This is a genomic window from Pseudomonas sp. Leaf129, from assembly GCF_001423465.1.
In the GTDB taxonomy this organism is placed as follows: domain Bacteria; phylum Pseudomonadota; class Gammaproteobacteria; order Pseudomonadales; family Pseudomonadaceae; genus Aquipseudomonas; species Aquipseudomonas coleopterorum.
On record NZ_LMOC01000009.1, the window covers coordinates 430,870 to 446,213 of the forward strand.

At 60.4% G+C, this 15,344-nt stretch carries 20 protein-coding genes; 11 read left to right on the top strand and 9 right to left on the bottom strand.

Going from position 1 to position 15,344, the window contains the following annotated elements; translation table 11 throughout:
- Positions 1-100 precede the first annotated feature (100 nt).
- From ASF66_RS18350 to ASF66_RS22555, 3 genes are all read left to right on the top strand, one after another.
- Positions 101-1,009, top strand: a complete 909-nt coding sequence (locus tag ASF66_RS18350) for a choline sulfate utilization transcriptional regulator (RefSeq protein WP_056844865.1) — start codon at positions 101-103, stop codon at positions 1,007-1,009.
- A gap of 95 nt (positions 1,010-1,104) precedes the next feature.
- Positions 1,105-1,578, top strand: coding sequence for a hypothetical protein (locus ASF66_RS22550; RefSeq protein ID WP_156463222.1), 474 nt, complete (start codon positions 1,105-1,107; stop codon positions 1,576-1,578).
- Between the two features lie 112 nt (positions 1,579-1,690).
- A complete protein-coding gene (locus tag ASF66_RS22555) occupies positions 1,691-2,464 on the top strand; it encodes a hypothetical protein (protein ID WP_156463223.1) in 774 nt (257 codons plus the stop codon).
- Between the two features lie 213 nt (positions 2,465-2,677).
- On the opposite strand, the gene ASF66_RS18355 is transcribed toward ASF66_RS22555, so the two are convergent.
- The 3 genes from ASF66_RS18355 to trpB all read right to left on the bottom strand — a co-directional run bounded on the left by ASF66_RS18355 (position 2,678) and on the right by trpB (position 5,327).
- Positions 2,678-3,169 (bottom strand): anti-virulence regulator CigR family protein, encoded by a 492-nt coding sequence (locus ASF66_RS18355; protein ID WP_056844866.1) that lies wholly within the window; start codon positions 3,167-3,169, stop codon positions 2,678-2,680.
- A gap of 122 nt (positions 3,170-3,291) precedes the next feature.
- Positions 3,292-4,104, bottom strand: a complete 813-nt coding sequence (gene trpA / locus ASF66_RS18360; protein ID WP_056844867.1) for a tryptophan synthase subunit alpha — start codon at positions 4,102-4,104, stop codon at positions 3,292-3,294.
- Positions 4,101-5,327 (bottom strand): tryptophan synthase subunit beta, encoded by a 1,227-nt coding sequence (gene trpB / locus ASF66_RS18365; RefSeq protein WP_056844868.1) that lies wholly within the window; start codon positions 5,325-5,327, stop codon positions 4,101-4,103. Before trpB ends, trpA begins: the two co-directional genes overlap by 4 nt.
- 107 nt (positions 5,328-5,434) lie before the next feature.
- On the opposite strand from trpB, the gene ASF66_RS18370 reads away from it, so the two are divergent.
- Entirely contained in the window at positions 5,435-6,331 is an 897-nt protein-coding gene (locus tag ASF66_RS18370) for a LysR family transcriptional regulator (RefSeq protein ID WP_056844869.1), read from the top strand.
- On the opposite strand, the gene ASF66_RS18375 is transcribed toward ASF66_RS18370, so the two are convergent.
- Complete coding sequence (locus ASF66_RS18375; protein ID WP_043191960.1) at positions 6,328-6,651, bottom strand: DUF883 family protein; 324 nt, start codon at positions 6,649-6,651, stop codon at positions 6,328-6,330. The genes ASF66_RS18370 and ASF66_RS18375 overlap by 4 nt on opposite strands.
- Before the next feature lie 143 nt (positions 6,652-6,794).
- On the opposite strand from ASF66_RS18375, the gene ASF66_RS18380 reads away from it, so the two are divergent.
- Both ASF66_RS18380 and ASF66_RS18385 read left to right on the top strand, forming a co-directional pair.
- The gene (locus ASF66_RS18380) at positions 6,795-7,010 is read left to right on the top strand and encodes a dodecin (protein ID WP_043191958.1); all 216 of its coding nucleotides are present in this window, start codon (positions 6,795-6,797) and stop codon (positions 7,008-7,010) included.
- A gap of 132 nt (positions 7,011-7,142) precedes the next feature.
- Positions 7,143-7,367, top strand: a complete 225-nt coding sequence (locus ASF66_RS18385) for a DUF1161 domain-containing protein (protein WP_049860487.1) — start codon at positions 7,143-7,145, stop codon at positions 7,365-7,367.
- A gap of 101 nt (positions 7,368-7,468) precedes the next feature.
- On the opposite strand, the gene ASF66_RS18390 is transcribed toward ASF66_RS18385, so the two are convergent.
- Positions 7,469-8,470, bottom strand: coding sequence for an LLM class flavin-dependent oxidoreductase (locus tag ASF66_RS18390; protein WP_056844870.1), 1,002 nt, complete (start codon positions 8,468-8,470; stop codon positions 7,469-7,471).
- Between the two features lie 211 nt (positions 8,471-8,681).
- On the opposite strand from ASF66_RS18390, the gene ASF66_RS18395 reads away from it, so the two are divergent.
- On the top strand, positions 8,682-9,107 hold the full coding sequence (locus tag ASF66_RS18395; protein ID WP_056844917.1) for an OsmC family protein: 426 nt from the start codon (positions 8,682-8,684) through the stop codon (positions 9,105-9,107).
- Between the two features lie 53 nt (positions 9,108-9,160).
- Entirely contained in the window at positions 9,161-9,394 is a 234-nt protein-coding gene (locus ASF66_RS18400; protein ID WP_049860489.1) for a DUF1161 domain-containing protein, read from the top strand.
- A 42-nt stretch (positions 9,395-9,436) separates the two neighbouring features.
- Here the strand turns inward: ASF66_RS18400 and ASF66_RS18405 are convergent, their stop codons facing one another.
- Positions 9,437-9,850: a PA0061/PA0062 family lipoprotein gene (locus ASF66_RS18405; RefSeq protein WP_056844871.1), complete on the bottom strand. Its 414-nt coding sequence runs from the start codon at positions 9,848-9,850 to the stop codon at positions 9,437-9,439.
- Positions 9,851-9,960: 110 nt separating this feature from the next.
- The gene (locus ASF66_RS18410; protein ID WP_056844872.1) at positions 9,961-10,374 is read right to left on the bottom strand and encodes a PA0061/PA0062 family lipoprotein; all 414 of its coding nucleotides are present in this window, start codon (positions 10,372-10,374) and stop codon (positions 9,961-9,963) included.
- Between the two features lie 83 nt (positions 10,375-10,457).
- Between ASF66_RS18410 and ASF66_RS18415 the strand changes: the two genes are divergently transcribed.
- Positions 10,458-11,543 carry an aminopeptidase gene (locus ASF66_RS18415; RefSeq protein ID WP_082484713.1) on the top strand — a complete coding sequence of 362 codons (1,086 nt, stop codon included), beginning with the start codon at positions 10,458-10,460 and terminating at the stop codon, positions 11,541-11,543.
- 111 nt (positions 11,544-11,654) lie between these two features.
- On the opposite strand, the gene ASF66_RS18420 is transcribed toward ASF66_RS18415, so the two are convergent.
- Together ASF66_RS18420 and ASF66_RS18425 are read right to left on the bottom strand one after the other, a co-directional pair.
- Positions 11,655-12,311 carry an HAD family hydrolase gene (locus ASF66_RS18420; protein WP_056844873.1) on the bottom strand — a complete coding sequence of 219 codons (657 nt, stop codon included), beginning with the start codon at positions 12,309-12,311 and terminating at the stop codon, positions 11,655-11,657.
- 4 nt (positions 12,312-12,315) lie between these two features.
- Positions 12,316-12,861 (bottom strand): gamma carbonic anhydrase family protein, encoded by a 546-nt coding sequence (locus tag ASF66_RS18425; protein ID WP_043191947.1) that lies wholly within the window; start codon positions 12,859-12,861, stop codon positions 12,316-12,318.
- Between the two features lie 91 nt (positions 12,862-12,952).
- Between ASF66_RS18425 and prlC the strand changes: the two genes are divergently transcribed.
- Positions 12,953-15,001: an oligopeptidase A gene (gene prlC / locus ASF66_RS18430; RefSeq protein WP_056844874.1), complete on the top strand. Its 2,049-nt coding sequence runs from the start codon at positions 12,953-12,955 to the stop codon at positions 14,999-15,001.
- Entirely contained in the window at positions 14,998-15,255 is a 258-nt protein-coding gene (locus tag ASF66_RS18435; RefSeq protein ID WP_056844875.1) for a YheV family putative zinc ribbon protein, read from the top strand. Before prlC ends, ASF66_RS18435 begins: the two co-directional genes overlap by 4 nt.
- Positions 15,256-15,344: the final 89 nt, after the last annotated feature.

Here is a 15,344-nt window from a genome sequence, read left to right on the forward strand (position 1 = left end):
CCATAGTGGAGATTAATGCGAAGTTTCTACCGTTCACCTTGCGGTGCCGCTGTGGCCTGGTAAAGCCCATGCAGAACAATACCTAGGATAAGTAGCGCTTATGTTGGCAAGCCTCGGAGAACTCTCCCTTGACCTGTTGCGGGCCTTCGAGGCCGCCGCCAGGCTGCGCAGTTTCACGGCTGCCGCCGCCGAGTTGGGTACGACACAACCTGCCGTCAGCCAACAGATCAAACGGCTCGAGGAACAACTGGCCATCCGCCTGTTCGATCGTATCTACCGAGGCATCGAGCTGACTGACGCAGGCTACACCCTGTTCGAGGCGGTACAGGGAGGGCTGCGCAGCATCGACGATTGTCTGGGCTTGATCACCACCCAGACCCAGCACGAAGTGCTTCAGGTCTCCACCGACTTCGCGTTCGCCGCCTATTGGCTCATGCCACGCCTGCATCGCTTCCATCAGCGTTATCCACAGGTCGATGTCAGCTTGGTCACCAGCGAACGCAGCCACGCCATGCTCGGCCCGAACATCGACGTGGCAGTCCTGTTCGGCGATGGCCGTTTCCGTCAGGGTGAAAGTCATTGGTTGTTCAACGAAGAAGTGTTCCCGGTCTGCAGCCCGCGCCTGTTGGACGATCGAACGCTTGCGCTGGGCCCTGATGCATTGCTCGAATGGCCGCTGCTGCACCTGCGCGGTGAAAGCAGCTGTCAGTGGTTCGATTGGAGCGGCCTGTTCCGCGCCCTGCACATCCCCAGTGCCCCAGCACCGGGGCAATTGCGCTTCGACAACTACACGCTGCTCATCCAGGCCGCGATTGCCGGGCAAGGCGTTGCCATCGGCTGGCGTCACCTGGTGGACGCATTGCTGGAGCAGCAACTGCTCTGCCGCCCTTTCGAAGGCGCCGCCACATCGGCGTTGGGCTATTTCGTGGTGGTGCCGCAACGCAAACGCCGCGGACAAATGGTGCAAAGGTTCGTGGATTGGGTGATGGAGGAGCAGAGTCGGCGGTAGAGGGGATATCTCACATTCACTTGGGAAACGGCTGCTACTGCACAATCGGTCGACTGGCTACCCTGCATGATCCCACCGATCAGGAATGCATCGACATGCGCCGTGCCATAGCAGTCGCCGTTGTATCTACCGCCGTTTCAGGATGTTATCTACCCATCCCTCAAGATTATCAGCCGCCTGCCCCAATCGATATCTTCACCTATACGATAATCCGCATGATGCCGGATGATCACTCGCCTTCCCTTCGTCTTGATGAAGGTAGATCCATAGGCGCTCGGGCATTTCGACCGTTGGACCATGCATCACTGGTAGCGTTTTTCAAAGGCATGAAAGGCGAATGCGTTTCTGCTCAACACGCCTCGAACCGGATTGTATGTACGGTAATCAGCGAAACCCATTTCCAGCAGCCGGATCGCAACGTCGAAAAAGTGAGCGGCTGTTGGGGCAATATCACGCTTGTTTACGGTTTCGACTATCTCGAGCCTGTTTCAGATCTATCGAATTGGTCATCCATGGACTTTTTGGCTAGTGGCATGGGGTGTATAAGCGCTTGGGCGGCTTCTCATTAGAATATGAGAAAATATTAATTATGTATTTAACTCCATAAGCCGGGTAGTGGAAGCATAGACCGCGGGCTACAGTTCGCGAAGTCATACATCCATCCCTTAACAGGAGTTACCCATGTCACAGCAATATCAAATCGAAGCACGTTCACATGCTATCGCCGGTCTATGGAGCCACAACTTTTGGGCGCTTCGTCACCCGAACGGAGAGGTCATGGCGGAGCTACATGGCTTAGCTACCGACCGCGTCACGCTTCGTACGGCGACAATTGGCACCTCTAATCGCCACTCATTGAGAGCATGGCATTTTGCAGTTAAAAAACATCACGCTGAGGTGGGTGTAATAGGTCACCAGGTGACTACGGGGTATCTCTACCAAGAAGGACAGACTCGAAAAGTGGTCTTGTCCGGAGACAGCGGAAATATACTACCTCGGTGGCGTGCCGCCGTGAAGTCGATTGGGCTTATAAACGATATGAATCTCGACTACCCACCGGGGGGTATCAAGGTGATTGGCAATACAAAAAACAGCAATTCCATGTTTACAACATTTGGAGATTTGATGGGTTTGTCTCGATTTAGTTTTTGGGGTGTGTTCGAGCCTGGTATCGATAATCCTGTTTTGCATGAAGAGATTGTAAGCGCCTTAAGAGCTCTGTTCGATGAAAGCTTGGATGTTCCGGTGCAGCCGTCAATGCCGGTTTTGAGCTCGCCTGTTGATAGCCTATCCGCTGCAAATTTCCCTCTGTCTGCGTCCGGTGGAACGCCTAGCCATCTAGAGGCTGGGTATGGTCAATGGGGGCTAAATGCGCCTTTCCATGGAAGTGTTAGCATTCCATTCTTTGAGTATCACGATATGTCCGGCATTCCCAGACGCGTTTATGCCGAGTGACATTGGCTATGCGCTAGAAGTGATTCGAAGCGAATGCGCTGAATAGTTTGCTGCGTTGCTGCTATGAGTCGGCGTGGTTCTGCTGCAAGCTATGCAGCGCCTATCTCACCGTTTTCGCGGCTGTACGCCGCTCCTACAAAGAAATGCGACCGTGTAGGAGCGGCGTACAGCCGCGAAGGCGTCACGACAGGCAGTGCATCTCTAGATGGTTGATCAGTTCAAAACCCCCTGCAATACCTCATAAACGATCCCGGTACCAATGGCGATCAGCACCACATCCGTGCCCATGCGGCGCCATTCGTAGCCTTCGTAACGTGGTAGATGCTTCAGCGCGGGACCGTCGAGGCGGGCACCGTAGCCGCGAGGCAGGGGTTGTCCCTTGATGGCGCGAATACTGGCGGGAGGTGGGTTGCCGGGCCGAAAGACGTCGCGATGATCCTGAATGGTCTGGCGTACGGGGCCGAAATCCTGGGGTGGACCACCGCGCGCGATGCCGCCACCTGGGTTGCCTGGGCCACGGTTGCCCGGACCGCGCTCGTCATGATCAGGCCGATCGGGTCCGCCCTGCCGCTGATGGGATTGTTCCTGGCGCCCTTGACGCTGCTCATCCGGTCCACCTGGACCACCGGGGGCGGCTTGCACCAGCGGTGCACAAGCGATCAACAGTGCGCCCACGCTCAGGATCAGGTTTTGTGGCATGTTCATCATGGATTTCCTTCACGGCCAAACAGCAAAAAGGGGCACCGAACACAGGTTCGATCCCCCTTGGTCTTGCCGTTTAGTCCCGTGAACCAGAGGCTAATTCCTCTGTATTGGAATCTTTACCTTCAGCTGACACGAGCCTTACGTACGCCCTGCGCCAGTTGACTGCACAGCGACAGCACATCTTCCACAGCCTGACCGTGGTGCTGGGCATGGGCGATCTTGTCCACCAGTGCCGAGCCGACCACCACGCCATCGGCCAGGCGGGCAATGGCGGCAGCCTGGTCGGGCGTGCGGATGCCGAAACCAACGCTGATCGGCAGGTCGGTATGCCGACGCAGCCGCTCTATGGCAGCGCCTACGTGCTCGGTGGTAGCCGAGCCGGCACCGGTCACGCCGGCCACCGATACGTAGTAGACGAACCCGGAGCTGCGCTCCAGCACCCTTGGCAAGCGTGCATCGTCGGTGGTTGGCGTGGTCAAACGGATGAAGTCGATACCCGAGGCCTGTGCCGGGGTCGCCAATTCACCATCATGCTCGGGCGGCAGGTCGACGATGATCAGGCCGTCGACACCGGCCTCCTTGGCCTCGGCCACGAAGGCTTCGACGCCGAAGCGGTGAATCGGGTTGTAATAACCCATCAGCACGATGGGCGTGGTGCTGTTTTCGACGCGGAACTCACGAACCATCTGCAGGGTTTTCGCCAGCGTCTGACCGGCGTTCAGTGCCCGCAGGGTCGCCAACTGAATGGCCAGGCCGTCGGCCATCGGATCGGTGAAGGGCATGCCCAGCTCGATGACATCCGCACCGGCGGCTGGCAGGCCCTTGAGGATCGACAGGGAAGCGTCGTAGCCGGGGTCGCCAGCGGTGACGAAGGTGACCAGGGCCGCGCGGCCTTCGGCCTTGAGTTCGGCAAAGCGTTGTTTGAGGCGGCTCATGCCAGTGTCTCCTTTGCGCCCTGGGCGCCCATATGGCTCATCACGGTTTGCATGTCCTTGTCGCCGCGGCCCGACAGACACACCACCATCAAGTGGTCGGCAGGCAGCGTCGGCGCGCGCTTCATGGCTTCGGCCAGGGCGTGAGCGGTTTCCAGCGCCGGGATGATGCCTTCAAGGCGGCAGGTGGCATGGAACGCAGCCAACGCCTCTTCATCGGTAATGCTGGTGTAGTTCACGCGCTTGATTTCGTGCAACCAGGCGTGTTCAGGACCGATGCCGGGGTAGTCCAGGCCAGCCGAGATGGAGTGCGCGTCGGTGATCTGCCCATCGTTGTCCTGCAGCAGATAGGTGCGATTGCCATGCAGTACACCGGGAATGCCACCGTTGAGGCTGGCGGCGTGCTTGCCCGAATCCACGCCATGGCCGGCAGCTTCGACGCCGATGATCTCCACGCTGCTGTCATCCAGGAAGGGGTGGAACAGGCCCATGGCATTGGAACCACCGCCGACGCAGGCAACCAGGCTGTCGGGCAGGCGACCTTCCTTCTCCTGCATCTGCTCACGGGTTTCCTTGCCGATGATCGACTGGAAGTCGCGCACCATCGCCGGATACGGGTGTGGGCCGGCCACGGTACCGATCAGGTAGAAGGTGTCGTCGACATTGGTGACCCAGTCACGCAGGGCATCGTTCATGGCGTCTTTCAAGGTGCCGGTGCCGGAAGTGACCGGCACGATTTCGGCGCCCAGCAGTTTCATGCGAAACACGTTCGCCTGCTGGCGCTCGATGTCGGTGGCACCCATGTAGATCACACAAGGCAGACCGAAGCGCGCTGCCACGGTGGCCGTAGCCACGCCGTGCATGCCGGCGCCGGTTTCGGCGATCAGGCGCTTCTTGCCCATGCGCTTGGCGAGCAGCACCTGACCGATGCAGTTGTTCACCTTGTGTGCGCCGGTGTGGTTGAGTTCTTCGCGCTTGAAGTAGATTTTCGCCCCGCCGCAATGTTCGGTCAGACGCTCGGCGAAATACAGCGGATTGGGCCGGCCGATATAGTCGCGCTGGAAGTAGGCGACCTGCTCGAGAAACTCGGGATCGGCCTTGGCCGCTTCGTATTCCCGAGCCAGCTCAAGCACCAGCGGCATCAGGGTCTCGGCGACGTAGCGGCCGCCAAAGGCGCCGAACAGGCCGTTGCTGTCCGGGCCACTGCGAAGATTGCTCTGGGTCATGCGAAGCTCCAGGGGAAATGAAAGGGCGATGTCACTACTGTACCCATGACAGCCGCTCAGGAAAACCGATAAGATCTCGGCAACCTGTCAGGAATTCTCACATTACCATGAGCCGTGACCTGCCCCCGCTGAATGCTCTCAAGGCATTCGAAGCCACTGCCCGTCTGAACAGTGTCAGCAAGGCCGCTGAATCCTTGAGCGTGACCCACGGTGCCGTCAGCCGACAACTGAAGCTGCTCGAAGAGCATCTGGGCATCGCATTGTTCGTCAAGCAGGGACGTGGCCTGAAACTCACAGATGCCGGCAGTCGGCTACGCGATGCCAGCGCCGAGGCTTTCGAACGCCTGCGTCTGGTCTGTGCGGAATTGAGTCAGGCCCAGGCTCAAGCGCCGTTCGTCCTGGGCTGCTCGGGAAGCCTGCTGGCGCGCTGGTTCATCCCGCGTCTGGGTCGATTGAACAGCGACTTGCCGGACCTGCGGCTGCACCTATCGGCCGGCGAAGGCGATCTGGACCCTCGCCGTCCTGGCCTGGACGCCTTGCTGATGTTTGCCGAACCACCTTGGCCCGCCGACATGGACGTATTCGAACTGGCCGAAGAACGCATCGGACCTGTGCTCAGCCCGCGCTTCCATGGATTCGAGGCCTTGCAGAACTGTGCCGCCAAAGACTTGCTCAAGCACGCCCTGTTGCACACGACATCACGGCCACAGGCCTGGCCCAGCTGGGCACGGCGCAACGGCCTGGAACCCGAGGCGTTGACCTTGGGACAGGGGTTCGAGCATTTGTATTATCTGCTGGAAGCCGCAGTGGCTGGACTGGGCATTGCTATCGCACCCGAACCGCTGGTGGTTGATGACCTGCGGGCCGGGCGTCTGGCCGCGCCATGGGGTTTTACGCAAACCCCGGCGCGGCTGGCGCTTTGGGTCCCGCGGCGCGCCTCGGATGGGCGCGCCCGACAGCTGGCGCTATGGCTCAAGCAGGAGCTGGCGCGCCAAGTCGATTAGTTGCTGCGGTTGCACATCAGGTAAGCGGCGATCAGGCCCAGTGCGCCGACAGCGACGCCAGCTGCGGCCCAAGGGTGCTCTTGAGCGTAGTCACGGGTAGCGATACCGGTTTCCTTGGTCTTGACCTTCACTTCTTCGTACGCATCGCTGATCAGGCTGCGCGAGTGGCTCAGCGCGGTCTCGGCATTGGCCTTCAGCGCTTTGAGGGTCTTGCGCGACTCCTCGGTGGAATCTTCCTTCAGGCTTTCCAGGGAGCGCAGCAGACTTTCGATTTCTGCTTCCATGCTTTGCAGCGAGGCCTTGCGGGTCGAAATTGCCATCGGTATCTCTCCTTCGTTGTGATGAATAGCGTGTGTAGATTCCGACTGCGCGGCAGGATGAAAGTGCAGTGCGTATGAACTTTTAGCGCAGAAATCCCCACACAGGTAGACAACCTTTCGTAGTCCATCCACTGGAGAGCACCATGAGCGATCACCACACGTACAAGAAAGTCGAACTGGTTGGTTCCTCGACCACCACCATCGAAGACGCTATCAACAATGCTTTGGCCGAAGCGAGCAAGAGCATCGAGAAAATGGAATGGTTCGAAGTGACCGAAACCCGTGGTCACATCGAAGATGGCCGGGTGGCGCATTTCCAGGTCACGCTGAAAGTCGGCTTCCGTATTCAAAATAGCTGACAGAAAACACGGAATCTTCCGACTGGCCGAATGCCATAGGTTAAGTTACAACACCCTCCCGGCGTATCGACCTGACCACAGGCGATCCGCCGTTTGTCTTAAAGCGGCAGTACCAAACCAAGGATGCAAGCGATGAAGCGAATTTTGTTGGCTGTGGGTTTGTTGAGCGTGGCAAGCGGCGTGTTCGCTGCAGGCAAGCCGTGCGAGGAGCTCAAGAGCGAAATCGCCGCGAAGATCGATGCCAACGGCGTGTCGGGTTACACGCTGGAAGTGGTCGACAACGTCACTCCGGATGAAGGTTTCCAGGTTGTCGGTTCGTGTGAAGGCGGCACGAAGGCCATCGTCTACAAGCGCTGATGACGTTGCTGCCATGACCCGCTCCCGCAGGATATTAAATCCCCTGTAGGAGCGGTCAGCGGCCGCGAACAGACGCCGCAGCAACTCAGGTCAGTGCACGCTCAGCCCTGCATCACCTGCGCCAACAGCTCATAGGATCTGAGCCGATCGGCATGTTCATACAGATCGCACGTGAAGATCAGTTCGTCCGCCTGCGTCTGCTCCTGCAACACCTCAAGCTTGGCCTGGATCTTCGCCGGTCCCCCCACCACCGCCAAGCCCAGAAAGTCCCCGACCGCTGCTTTTTCATGGGGCAACCACAACCCTTCCATGCTCTTGACCGGTGGCTGCTGCACCAGGGTCTGGCCACGCATCAGGTTGAGAATGCGCTGGTAGACCGAAGTGGCCAGGTAGTCGGCGTGCTCGTCGCTGTCGGCGGCCACCAATGGCACACCGAGCATCACATACGGCTTGTCCAACACCTCGGAAGGCTGGAAATGGGCGCGATAGACACGGATCGCCTCATGCATGTAACGCGGCGCGAAATGCGAAGCGAAGGCATAGGGAAGACCATACATGCCTGCCAACTGGGCGCTGAACAGGCTCGATCCCAGCAGCCAGATCGGCACATTGGTCCCGCTACCCGGCACGGCGATCACTTTCTGATCAGGAGTACGAGGCCCAAGGTAGGCCATGAGCTCGCGAACGTCGTCGGGAAAATCGTCGGCACTGCCAGAGCGTTCACGGCGCAGCGCGCGCGCGGTCATCTGGTCCGACCCAGGCGCGCGGCCCAGGCCCAAGTCGATGCGTCCTGGGTACAGACTTTCCAGCGTGCCGAACTGTTCGGCGATCACCAACGGCGCGTGGTTGGGCAGCATCACCCCGCCCGAGCCCACGCGGATCGAGGACGTGCCGCCGGCCAGATAGCCCAGTAGCACGGAGGTCGCCGAGCTGGCGATGCCGTCCATGTTGTGGTGCTCGGCCACCCAGAAGCGGTTGTAGCCCCAGGTTTCGGCATGGCGCGCCAGGTCCAGGGCATTGTGCAGCGACCGTGCCGGGCCATGGTCGGCACGTACGGGCACAAGGTCGAGAACGGAGTATTTCGTATCGGTCAAAACGGTCATGATCAATGGCATCCTGTGGGTATGTGGCAGGTGGGATGCCCCGCGCATCTTTGCTACCGAATGTTTATTTCTTATGAATAGTCAGTATGGGCATCTTGCCCGGATTCAATAGCCAGCTGTCCGAATCGCGCTGAACTTGCCCAGCGCCCTGCCCTCTGAACACATGACACCGCGCGAACCCGTCGCGCCCATCATGGAGGCTTTTATGAGCATCAAGAAAACCGCATCGGCTGTCTGGAAAGGCGATCTGAAAACCGGTAAGGGCGAGATTTCCACTCAGAGCGGCGCTCTGAAAAGCAATCCCTACGGCTTCAACACCCGTTTCGAAGGCCAGCCGGGCACCAATCCGGAAGAGCTGATCGGCGCAGCGCATGCCGGCTGTTTCTCCATGGCATTCTCGATGATCCTGGGCGGCGAAGGCCTTACCCCCGATGAAATCAAGACTTCCGCCGAAGTCAGCCTGGACAAGGAAGGCGAAGGTTTTGCAATCACCGCCATCAAGCTGACCATGTCGGCCAAGATTCCGAACATCGATCAGGCCAAGTTCGAAGAACTGGCCAACAAGGCGAAGGAAGGCTGCCCGGTATCGAAAGTACTGAACGCCGACATCACCCTGAGCGCCACCCTGGAATCTTGAGGTAGCGTGCGCCCGGTTGCCTTACACTGCCCACTCATCAGGAGAATCGAGTCATGAAGCAATTGATTTTGGCGATGGCGTGCAGTGTGTTGGCAACCACGGCGTTGGCAGCACCCAAGCCATGTGAGGATTTGAAGGCCGAAATCGAGGCCAAGATCCAGGCCCAGGGTGTCACATCGTACACACTGGAAATTGTCGACAACCTCGATGCCAAGGACCCGAATATGGTCGTGGGCTCCTGCGACAATGGCACGCGCAAGATCGTCTATCAGAAAAACGACGACTGATTGCGCTGCGGTGCAATCACGCCATGGCGCTCAAGCAGCCGCTCAGGGAATGCAGTGAATGGCCCGGTCCTCGGCCACGATCTGCCTGCTCGAATCATATAGTCGCGCACTGGCTTGCATGGCAATCGCCCTGCCCTCCAACCGGTAGCGCTCGCCAGCCTTGAAACCGTCATAGCGCACGGTCAGGTAGCAGGTACGGTCGAACGGGTCGTTGACCAGCCCGCCTCCGGCATACATTTCGTAATCAAACCGCACTTCAAGCTCATGACTTCCGGGATCCACCTGGAAATAGCGCCCATCGTTGAGCTTGCGGCCATCCAGACTTTCCGCCATGACCAGGCGCCCGGTCGTGGTGAACATGTCGATCCAGGCTTTGCCCGGATCGACGGTGGGCAACGGCGGGTTGGCGCAGCCAGCGAGCGTGGCGAAGGTCAACAGGGCGAGCACGGCGCGCATGGGAGTTCCTTGGCTGCAGAGAACCATCGGCAAGACAAGTTTCGAGTCTAGAAGCTTTGTGCCGACGGCGCGAGTCGGCGCCGTCAGTGGTTGCATCCGGTAAGCGGTGCTCAGGTGCTTTGACAGCCCGCAGGTTGGGCCCGGCTGACCAGCTTGCGCTGCTCGTCGTAGAGTCTGGCCCAAGGGCTGAAGCCAACGCTGCCCGCTTCCAGGAAATACCGTTGGCCTGCATCGAAGCTTGCGTAGGTGACGTTCAATTCACAGTTGCGCCACAGCGGTGCGGGCACCGGGCCGATGTTGGTTGGCTCTACCGGAAATTGCAGGCGTACGGTGAGCTCATGGCGGCCGGGCTCGACTTCGAAATAACGCGTGTCGGTCCATTCCTTCTCGTCGACCTGGGTTGCGTGCAGTGCGTTCTGGTCGTCGGCCGCAAGGTCGATCCAGGCCTGGTTTGGATCCGGGTCGGGCAGTCCGGCACAGCCGGCAAGCGTCAGCAGGCTGCTGGCAATGATCAATGCGCGCATGGAATTCTCCTCATGGGATCGTAAGATGCAGGGTCAGCGCCGATAACACCTGCTCGCTGGCGGGCCTGGCCATGGAAAACCACATGCATGAATTCGTTGTTGTTCGTCGTTCCATTCTTGCCGCACTCGACCGCGGTTTGCGCCTGTTTGTTCCCCTGTGCCTGCTGTTCCTGCTCAACGGTTGCAGCAGTGCAGGCTATTACGGCCAGCTGATGCAGGGCCAGTGGCAGCTGTTGCAGGCACGCGAGCCGGTGGCGCAGATCCTTGCCGATCCGTCGCGCGACCCGCGGCTGCGCGAGCAATTGCAGCGTGCCCAGGCGGCCCGCGACTTCGCCAGCGAGCACTTGCATCTGCCGGACAACCGCAGCTATCGCCTGTACGCCGACATCGGTCGGCCATTGGTGGTGTGGAACGTGTTCGCCACACCGGAGTTTTCCCTGGCGCCGTTGACCCATTGCTTCCCCATTGCCGGGTGTGTGGCTTATCGCGGTTACTACAGTCAGTCCGGTGCTCGGGGCGAAGCGGCGTTGCAGAAGCTGGCGGGCCGAGATGTGTATGTCGGTGGCGTCGAGGCCTACTCGACCCTGGGCTGGTTCGACGATCCGATTCTCAACACCATGCTCGGTTGGGGCGACGAGCGTCTGGCCACTCTGATCTTCCATGAGCTGGCGCATCAGCGTGTGTATGTGAAAGACGACACCGAATTCAATGAGTCCTTCGCCACCTTCGTCGAGCAGGAAGGTACCCGGCAGTGGCGTGTCCAGCGAGGATTGCCGTCGGCGGCAAGCACGCTGGTGGCGCAACGTGACCAGTTCACCGCATTGGTGCTCGCCACCCGCGAACGCCTGGCTGTGCTGTACGCCCAACCGTTATCTGCGCAGGCCATGCGCAAGGGCAAGGCTGCCGAGTTCGAGCGCCTGCGCCGCGAATATCGCCAGCTGCGCGATGGGCCTTGGCAGGGAGACAGGCGTTTCGATGCCTGGATCAACGGGCCGATGAACAATGCCAAGCTGTTGCCGTTTGGTCTGTACGACCAGTGGGTGCCGGCGTTCGCGGGTTTGTTCCGGCAGGTCGCTGGCGATTGGCGCGCCTTTTATGATCGGGCGGCGGCACTGGGCAAGTTACCGATGGACGAGCGCAGAGCTGAGTTGGCGCGGTTGGGTAGGTAGTTTTGCAGTGCCCTTTCGGGCCTGTTCGCGGCCACTGGCCGCTCCTACAGGGTTGCGAGAAGTCTGTGTAGGAGTGGTGAGTGGCCACGAATGGTCCGCATCGTTACCGACTCATCCTGCGCCTTGCAGGAACGCCTCATGCAGCGCCTGCAACGTGTCGAAATGATACGTCGGGTTCTCCAGGACCAATTCCTCCCGCGAACCGAAACCATAGCCCACCGCCGCGCAATCCAGACCGTTGCGGCGGGCACCGATCAGGTCGTGCTTGCGGTCGCCGACCATCAAGGTCTGGGCAGGGTCCAGCTTTTCCTGTTCCACGATGTAGGCAATCAACTGCACCTTGTCGGTCCGCGTGCCATCCAGTTCGCTGCCGCAGATAACCTTGAAGTGCCTGGCGAAATCGAAGTGCCGGGCGATCTCCCGGGCGAATTCCCAAGGTTTCGAGGTGGCGATATACAAATGCCGACCTTGTCCCTGAAGGGTTTCGAGCAGTGCGATGACACCAGCGAAGATCTGGTTTTCGTACAGACCGGTGACGCGGAAGCGTTCGCGGTAGAAATTCACCGCCTGCCAGGCGCGGGCCTCGTCGAAGCCGTAGGCGTGCATGAACTGCTCGAGCAATGGCGGACCGATGAAGTGTTCCAGGTTGCGCAGGTCGGGTTCGTCGATGCCCAGCTTGGCCAAGGCATACTGGATGGAGCGGGTGATGCCCTCGCGCGGGTCGGTCAAGGTGCCGTCGAGGTCGAACAGAATGTTTTGATAGTGCACGGAATCAGTCCTTGTCGAAGCCTTCGGCCAGGTGTTGGTCCTTGAGCTTCACGTAGTTGCCAGCGGTGTAGGTGAAGAACGCACGTTCCTTGTCCGTCAGCGGTCGGGCTTGCCTGGCCGGACTGCCCACGTACAGAAAGCCGCTCTGCAGGCGTTTGCCCGGTGCTACCAGGCTGCCAGCGCCAATGATCACGTCGTCTTCCACCACCGCGCCGTCCATGACGGTACTGCCCATGCCGACCAGAATGCGGTTGCCCAGGGTGCAGCCGTGGAGCATGACTTTGTGTCCAATGGTGACATCGTCGCCGATCAGCAGCGGGAAACCGTCCGGATTGAAAGGGCCGGCATGGGTGATGTGCAGCACGCTGGCATCCTGCACGCTGGTGCGCTTGCCGATGCGGATCCGGTGCATGTCGCCACGGATTACTGTCAGTGGCCAGACCGAGCTGTCAGTGCCGATCTCGACGTCGCCGATCACCACCGCCGAGCGGTCGACGAAGGCGCGTTCGCCCAGGCGCGGCGTATGCTGCTGGAAATTGCGAATGGCCACGATAGGCATCCTCTGTGTTGTCGATAGCTGCGGTGAGTCGTAATTGTAATTAAGATGTCCCAGTGTTTCTTCATAGCCAAGGTGTTTAACCGTGAGCGCGAATCCCCTTCTGCAGTCCTACGACCTGCCGCCGTTCTCGGCGATCCGTGCCGAGCACGTACAACCGGCGATTGAACAGATCCTGGCCGACAACCGCGCGGCCATTGCCCACATTCTGCAAACCCAGGGCAGCCAGCCTACCTGGGCCGGCCTGGTGCTGGCCATGGACGAGCTGAACGACCGCCTGGGCGCTGCCTGGAGCCCGGTCAGCCACCTCAACGCCGTGTGCAACAGCGCCGAACTGCGCCAGGCCTATGAGGCCTGCCTGCCGGCGCTTAGTGCCTACTCCACCGAGCTGGGCCAGAACCGCGAGCTGTTCCAGGCCTTCGAAACCCTGGCCAACAGTCCTGAAGCCGCGGGCTTCGACGTTGCCCAGAAGACCATTCTGGAGCATTCGCTGCGTGACTTCCGCCTGTCCGGTATCGATCTGCCGGTGGATCAGCAGCAGCGCTATGCCCAGGTGCAGAGCAAGCTGTCGGAGCTGGGCAGCCGTTTCTCCAACCAACTGCTCGACGCCACCCAGGCCTGGACCAAGCACGTCACCGACGAATCGGCCCTGGCCGGGCTGACCGATTCGGCCAAGGCGCAAATGGCGGCCGCAGCACAGGCCAAGGGTCTGGACGGCTGGCTGATCAGCCTGGAGTTCCCCAGCTATTACGCCGTCATGACCTACGCTCACGACCGCGCCCTGCGTGAAGAAGTCTACGCAGCCTATTGCACCCGCGCCTCGGACCAGGGCCCCAATGCCGGCCAGAACGACAACGGCCCGGTGATGCGCGAAATCCTCGACCTGCGGCAGGAATTGGCCGAGCTGTTGGGCTATGCCAGTTATTCGGAACTGAGCCTGGCCACCAAGATGGCCGAGTCGACCGATCAGGTGCTGACCTTCCTGCGTGACCTGGCCCAGCGCAGCAAGCCGTTCGCGGCCCAGGACCTGGAGCAGCTGCGCGCCTATGCCGCCGAACAGGGCTGTGCCGACCTGCAAAGCTGGGACAGCGGTTTCTACGGGGAAAAACTGCGTGAGCAGCGCTACAGCGTTTCTCAGGAAGCACTGCGCGCCTACTTCCCGATCGACAAGGTACTGGGCGGCCTGTTCGCCATTGTGCAGCGCCTGTACGGTATCGAGATCGCCGAGCAGAAAGGTTTCGACACCTGGCACCCTGACGTGCGCTTGTTCGAGATCAAGGAAAATGGCCAGCATGTGGGCCGCTTCTTCTTCGACCTGTACGCCCGCGCCAACAAGCGTGGCGGCGCCTGGATGGACGGTGCCCGCGACCGCCGTCGCACCGAGAATGGCGAGCTGCAGAGCCCGGTGGCCAACCTGGTGTGCAACTTCACCCCGGCCGATGCCGGCAAACCGGCGCTGCTGACTCACGACGAAGTCACCACGCTGTTCCACGAGTTCGGCCACGGCCTGCACCACTTGCTGACGCGGGTCGAGCACGTCGGCGTGTCGGGTATCAACGGCGTGGCGTGGGATGCGGTCGAGCTGCCCAGCCAGTTCATGGAAAACTGGTGCTGGGAGCCCGAAGGCCTGGCCTTGATCTCGGGTCACTACGAAACCGGCGAGCCGCTGCCTCAGGACCTGCTGGAAAAGATGCTGGCGGCGAAAAACTTCCAGTCTGGCCTGATGATGGTCCGCCAGATCGAGTTCTCGCTCTTTGACTTCGAGCTGCATGCCTCCCATGGCGATGGCCGCAGCGTGATGGAAGTGCTGGACGGTGTGCGTGACGAGGTTTCGGTCATGCGTCCGCCGGCCTACAACCGCTTTCCCAACAGCTTCGCGCACATCTTTGCCGGCGGCTACGCGGCGGGCTATTACAGCTACAAGTGGGCTGAAGTGCTATCGGCCGATGCGTTCAGCAAGTTCGAGGAAGACGGCGTGCTCAATGCCGACACCGGTCGCGCTTTCCGCGAAGCCATTCTGGCGCGCGGCGGATCGCAGGCCCCGATGGTCCTGTTCGTCGACTTCCGCGGTCGCGAGCCGTCCATCGATGCCCTGTTGCGCCATAGCGGTCTGAGCGAGGAAGCGGCGGCATGATCACCAAGAAACGCTTCATCGCCGGGGCCGTCTGCCCGGCCTGCAGCGAGCCGGACAAGCTGATGATGTGGAGCGTCGACGAGGTCCCCCATCGTGAGTGCGTGGCCTGTGGTTACAGCGACACGCTCAATGCGCAGGGCCAGTCGGTGCCCAGCGAACTGGGCACGCGTGTCAACAAGGTGGCCGTCAAGATCGCCCGGCCCACCTCGCAACCGGTGCAGTTCTTCCCCAACCCCAAGCTCAAGAAACCTTGAGCCAGGCTTGCCGTCGACTTGCCGCAAGGGCAGGTCGACGGCAATAGCCGGCTACCACGCTCCACACTTCTTCCGTTCCTAGACTGACG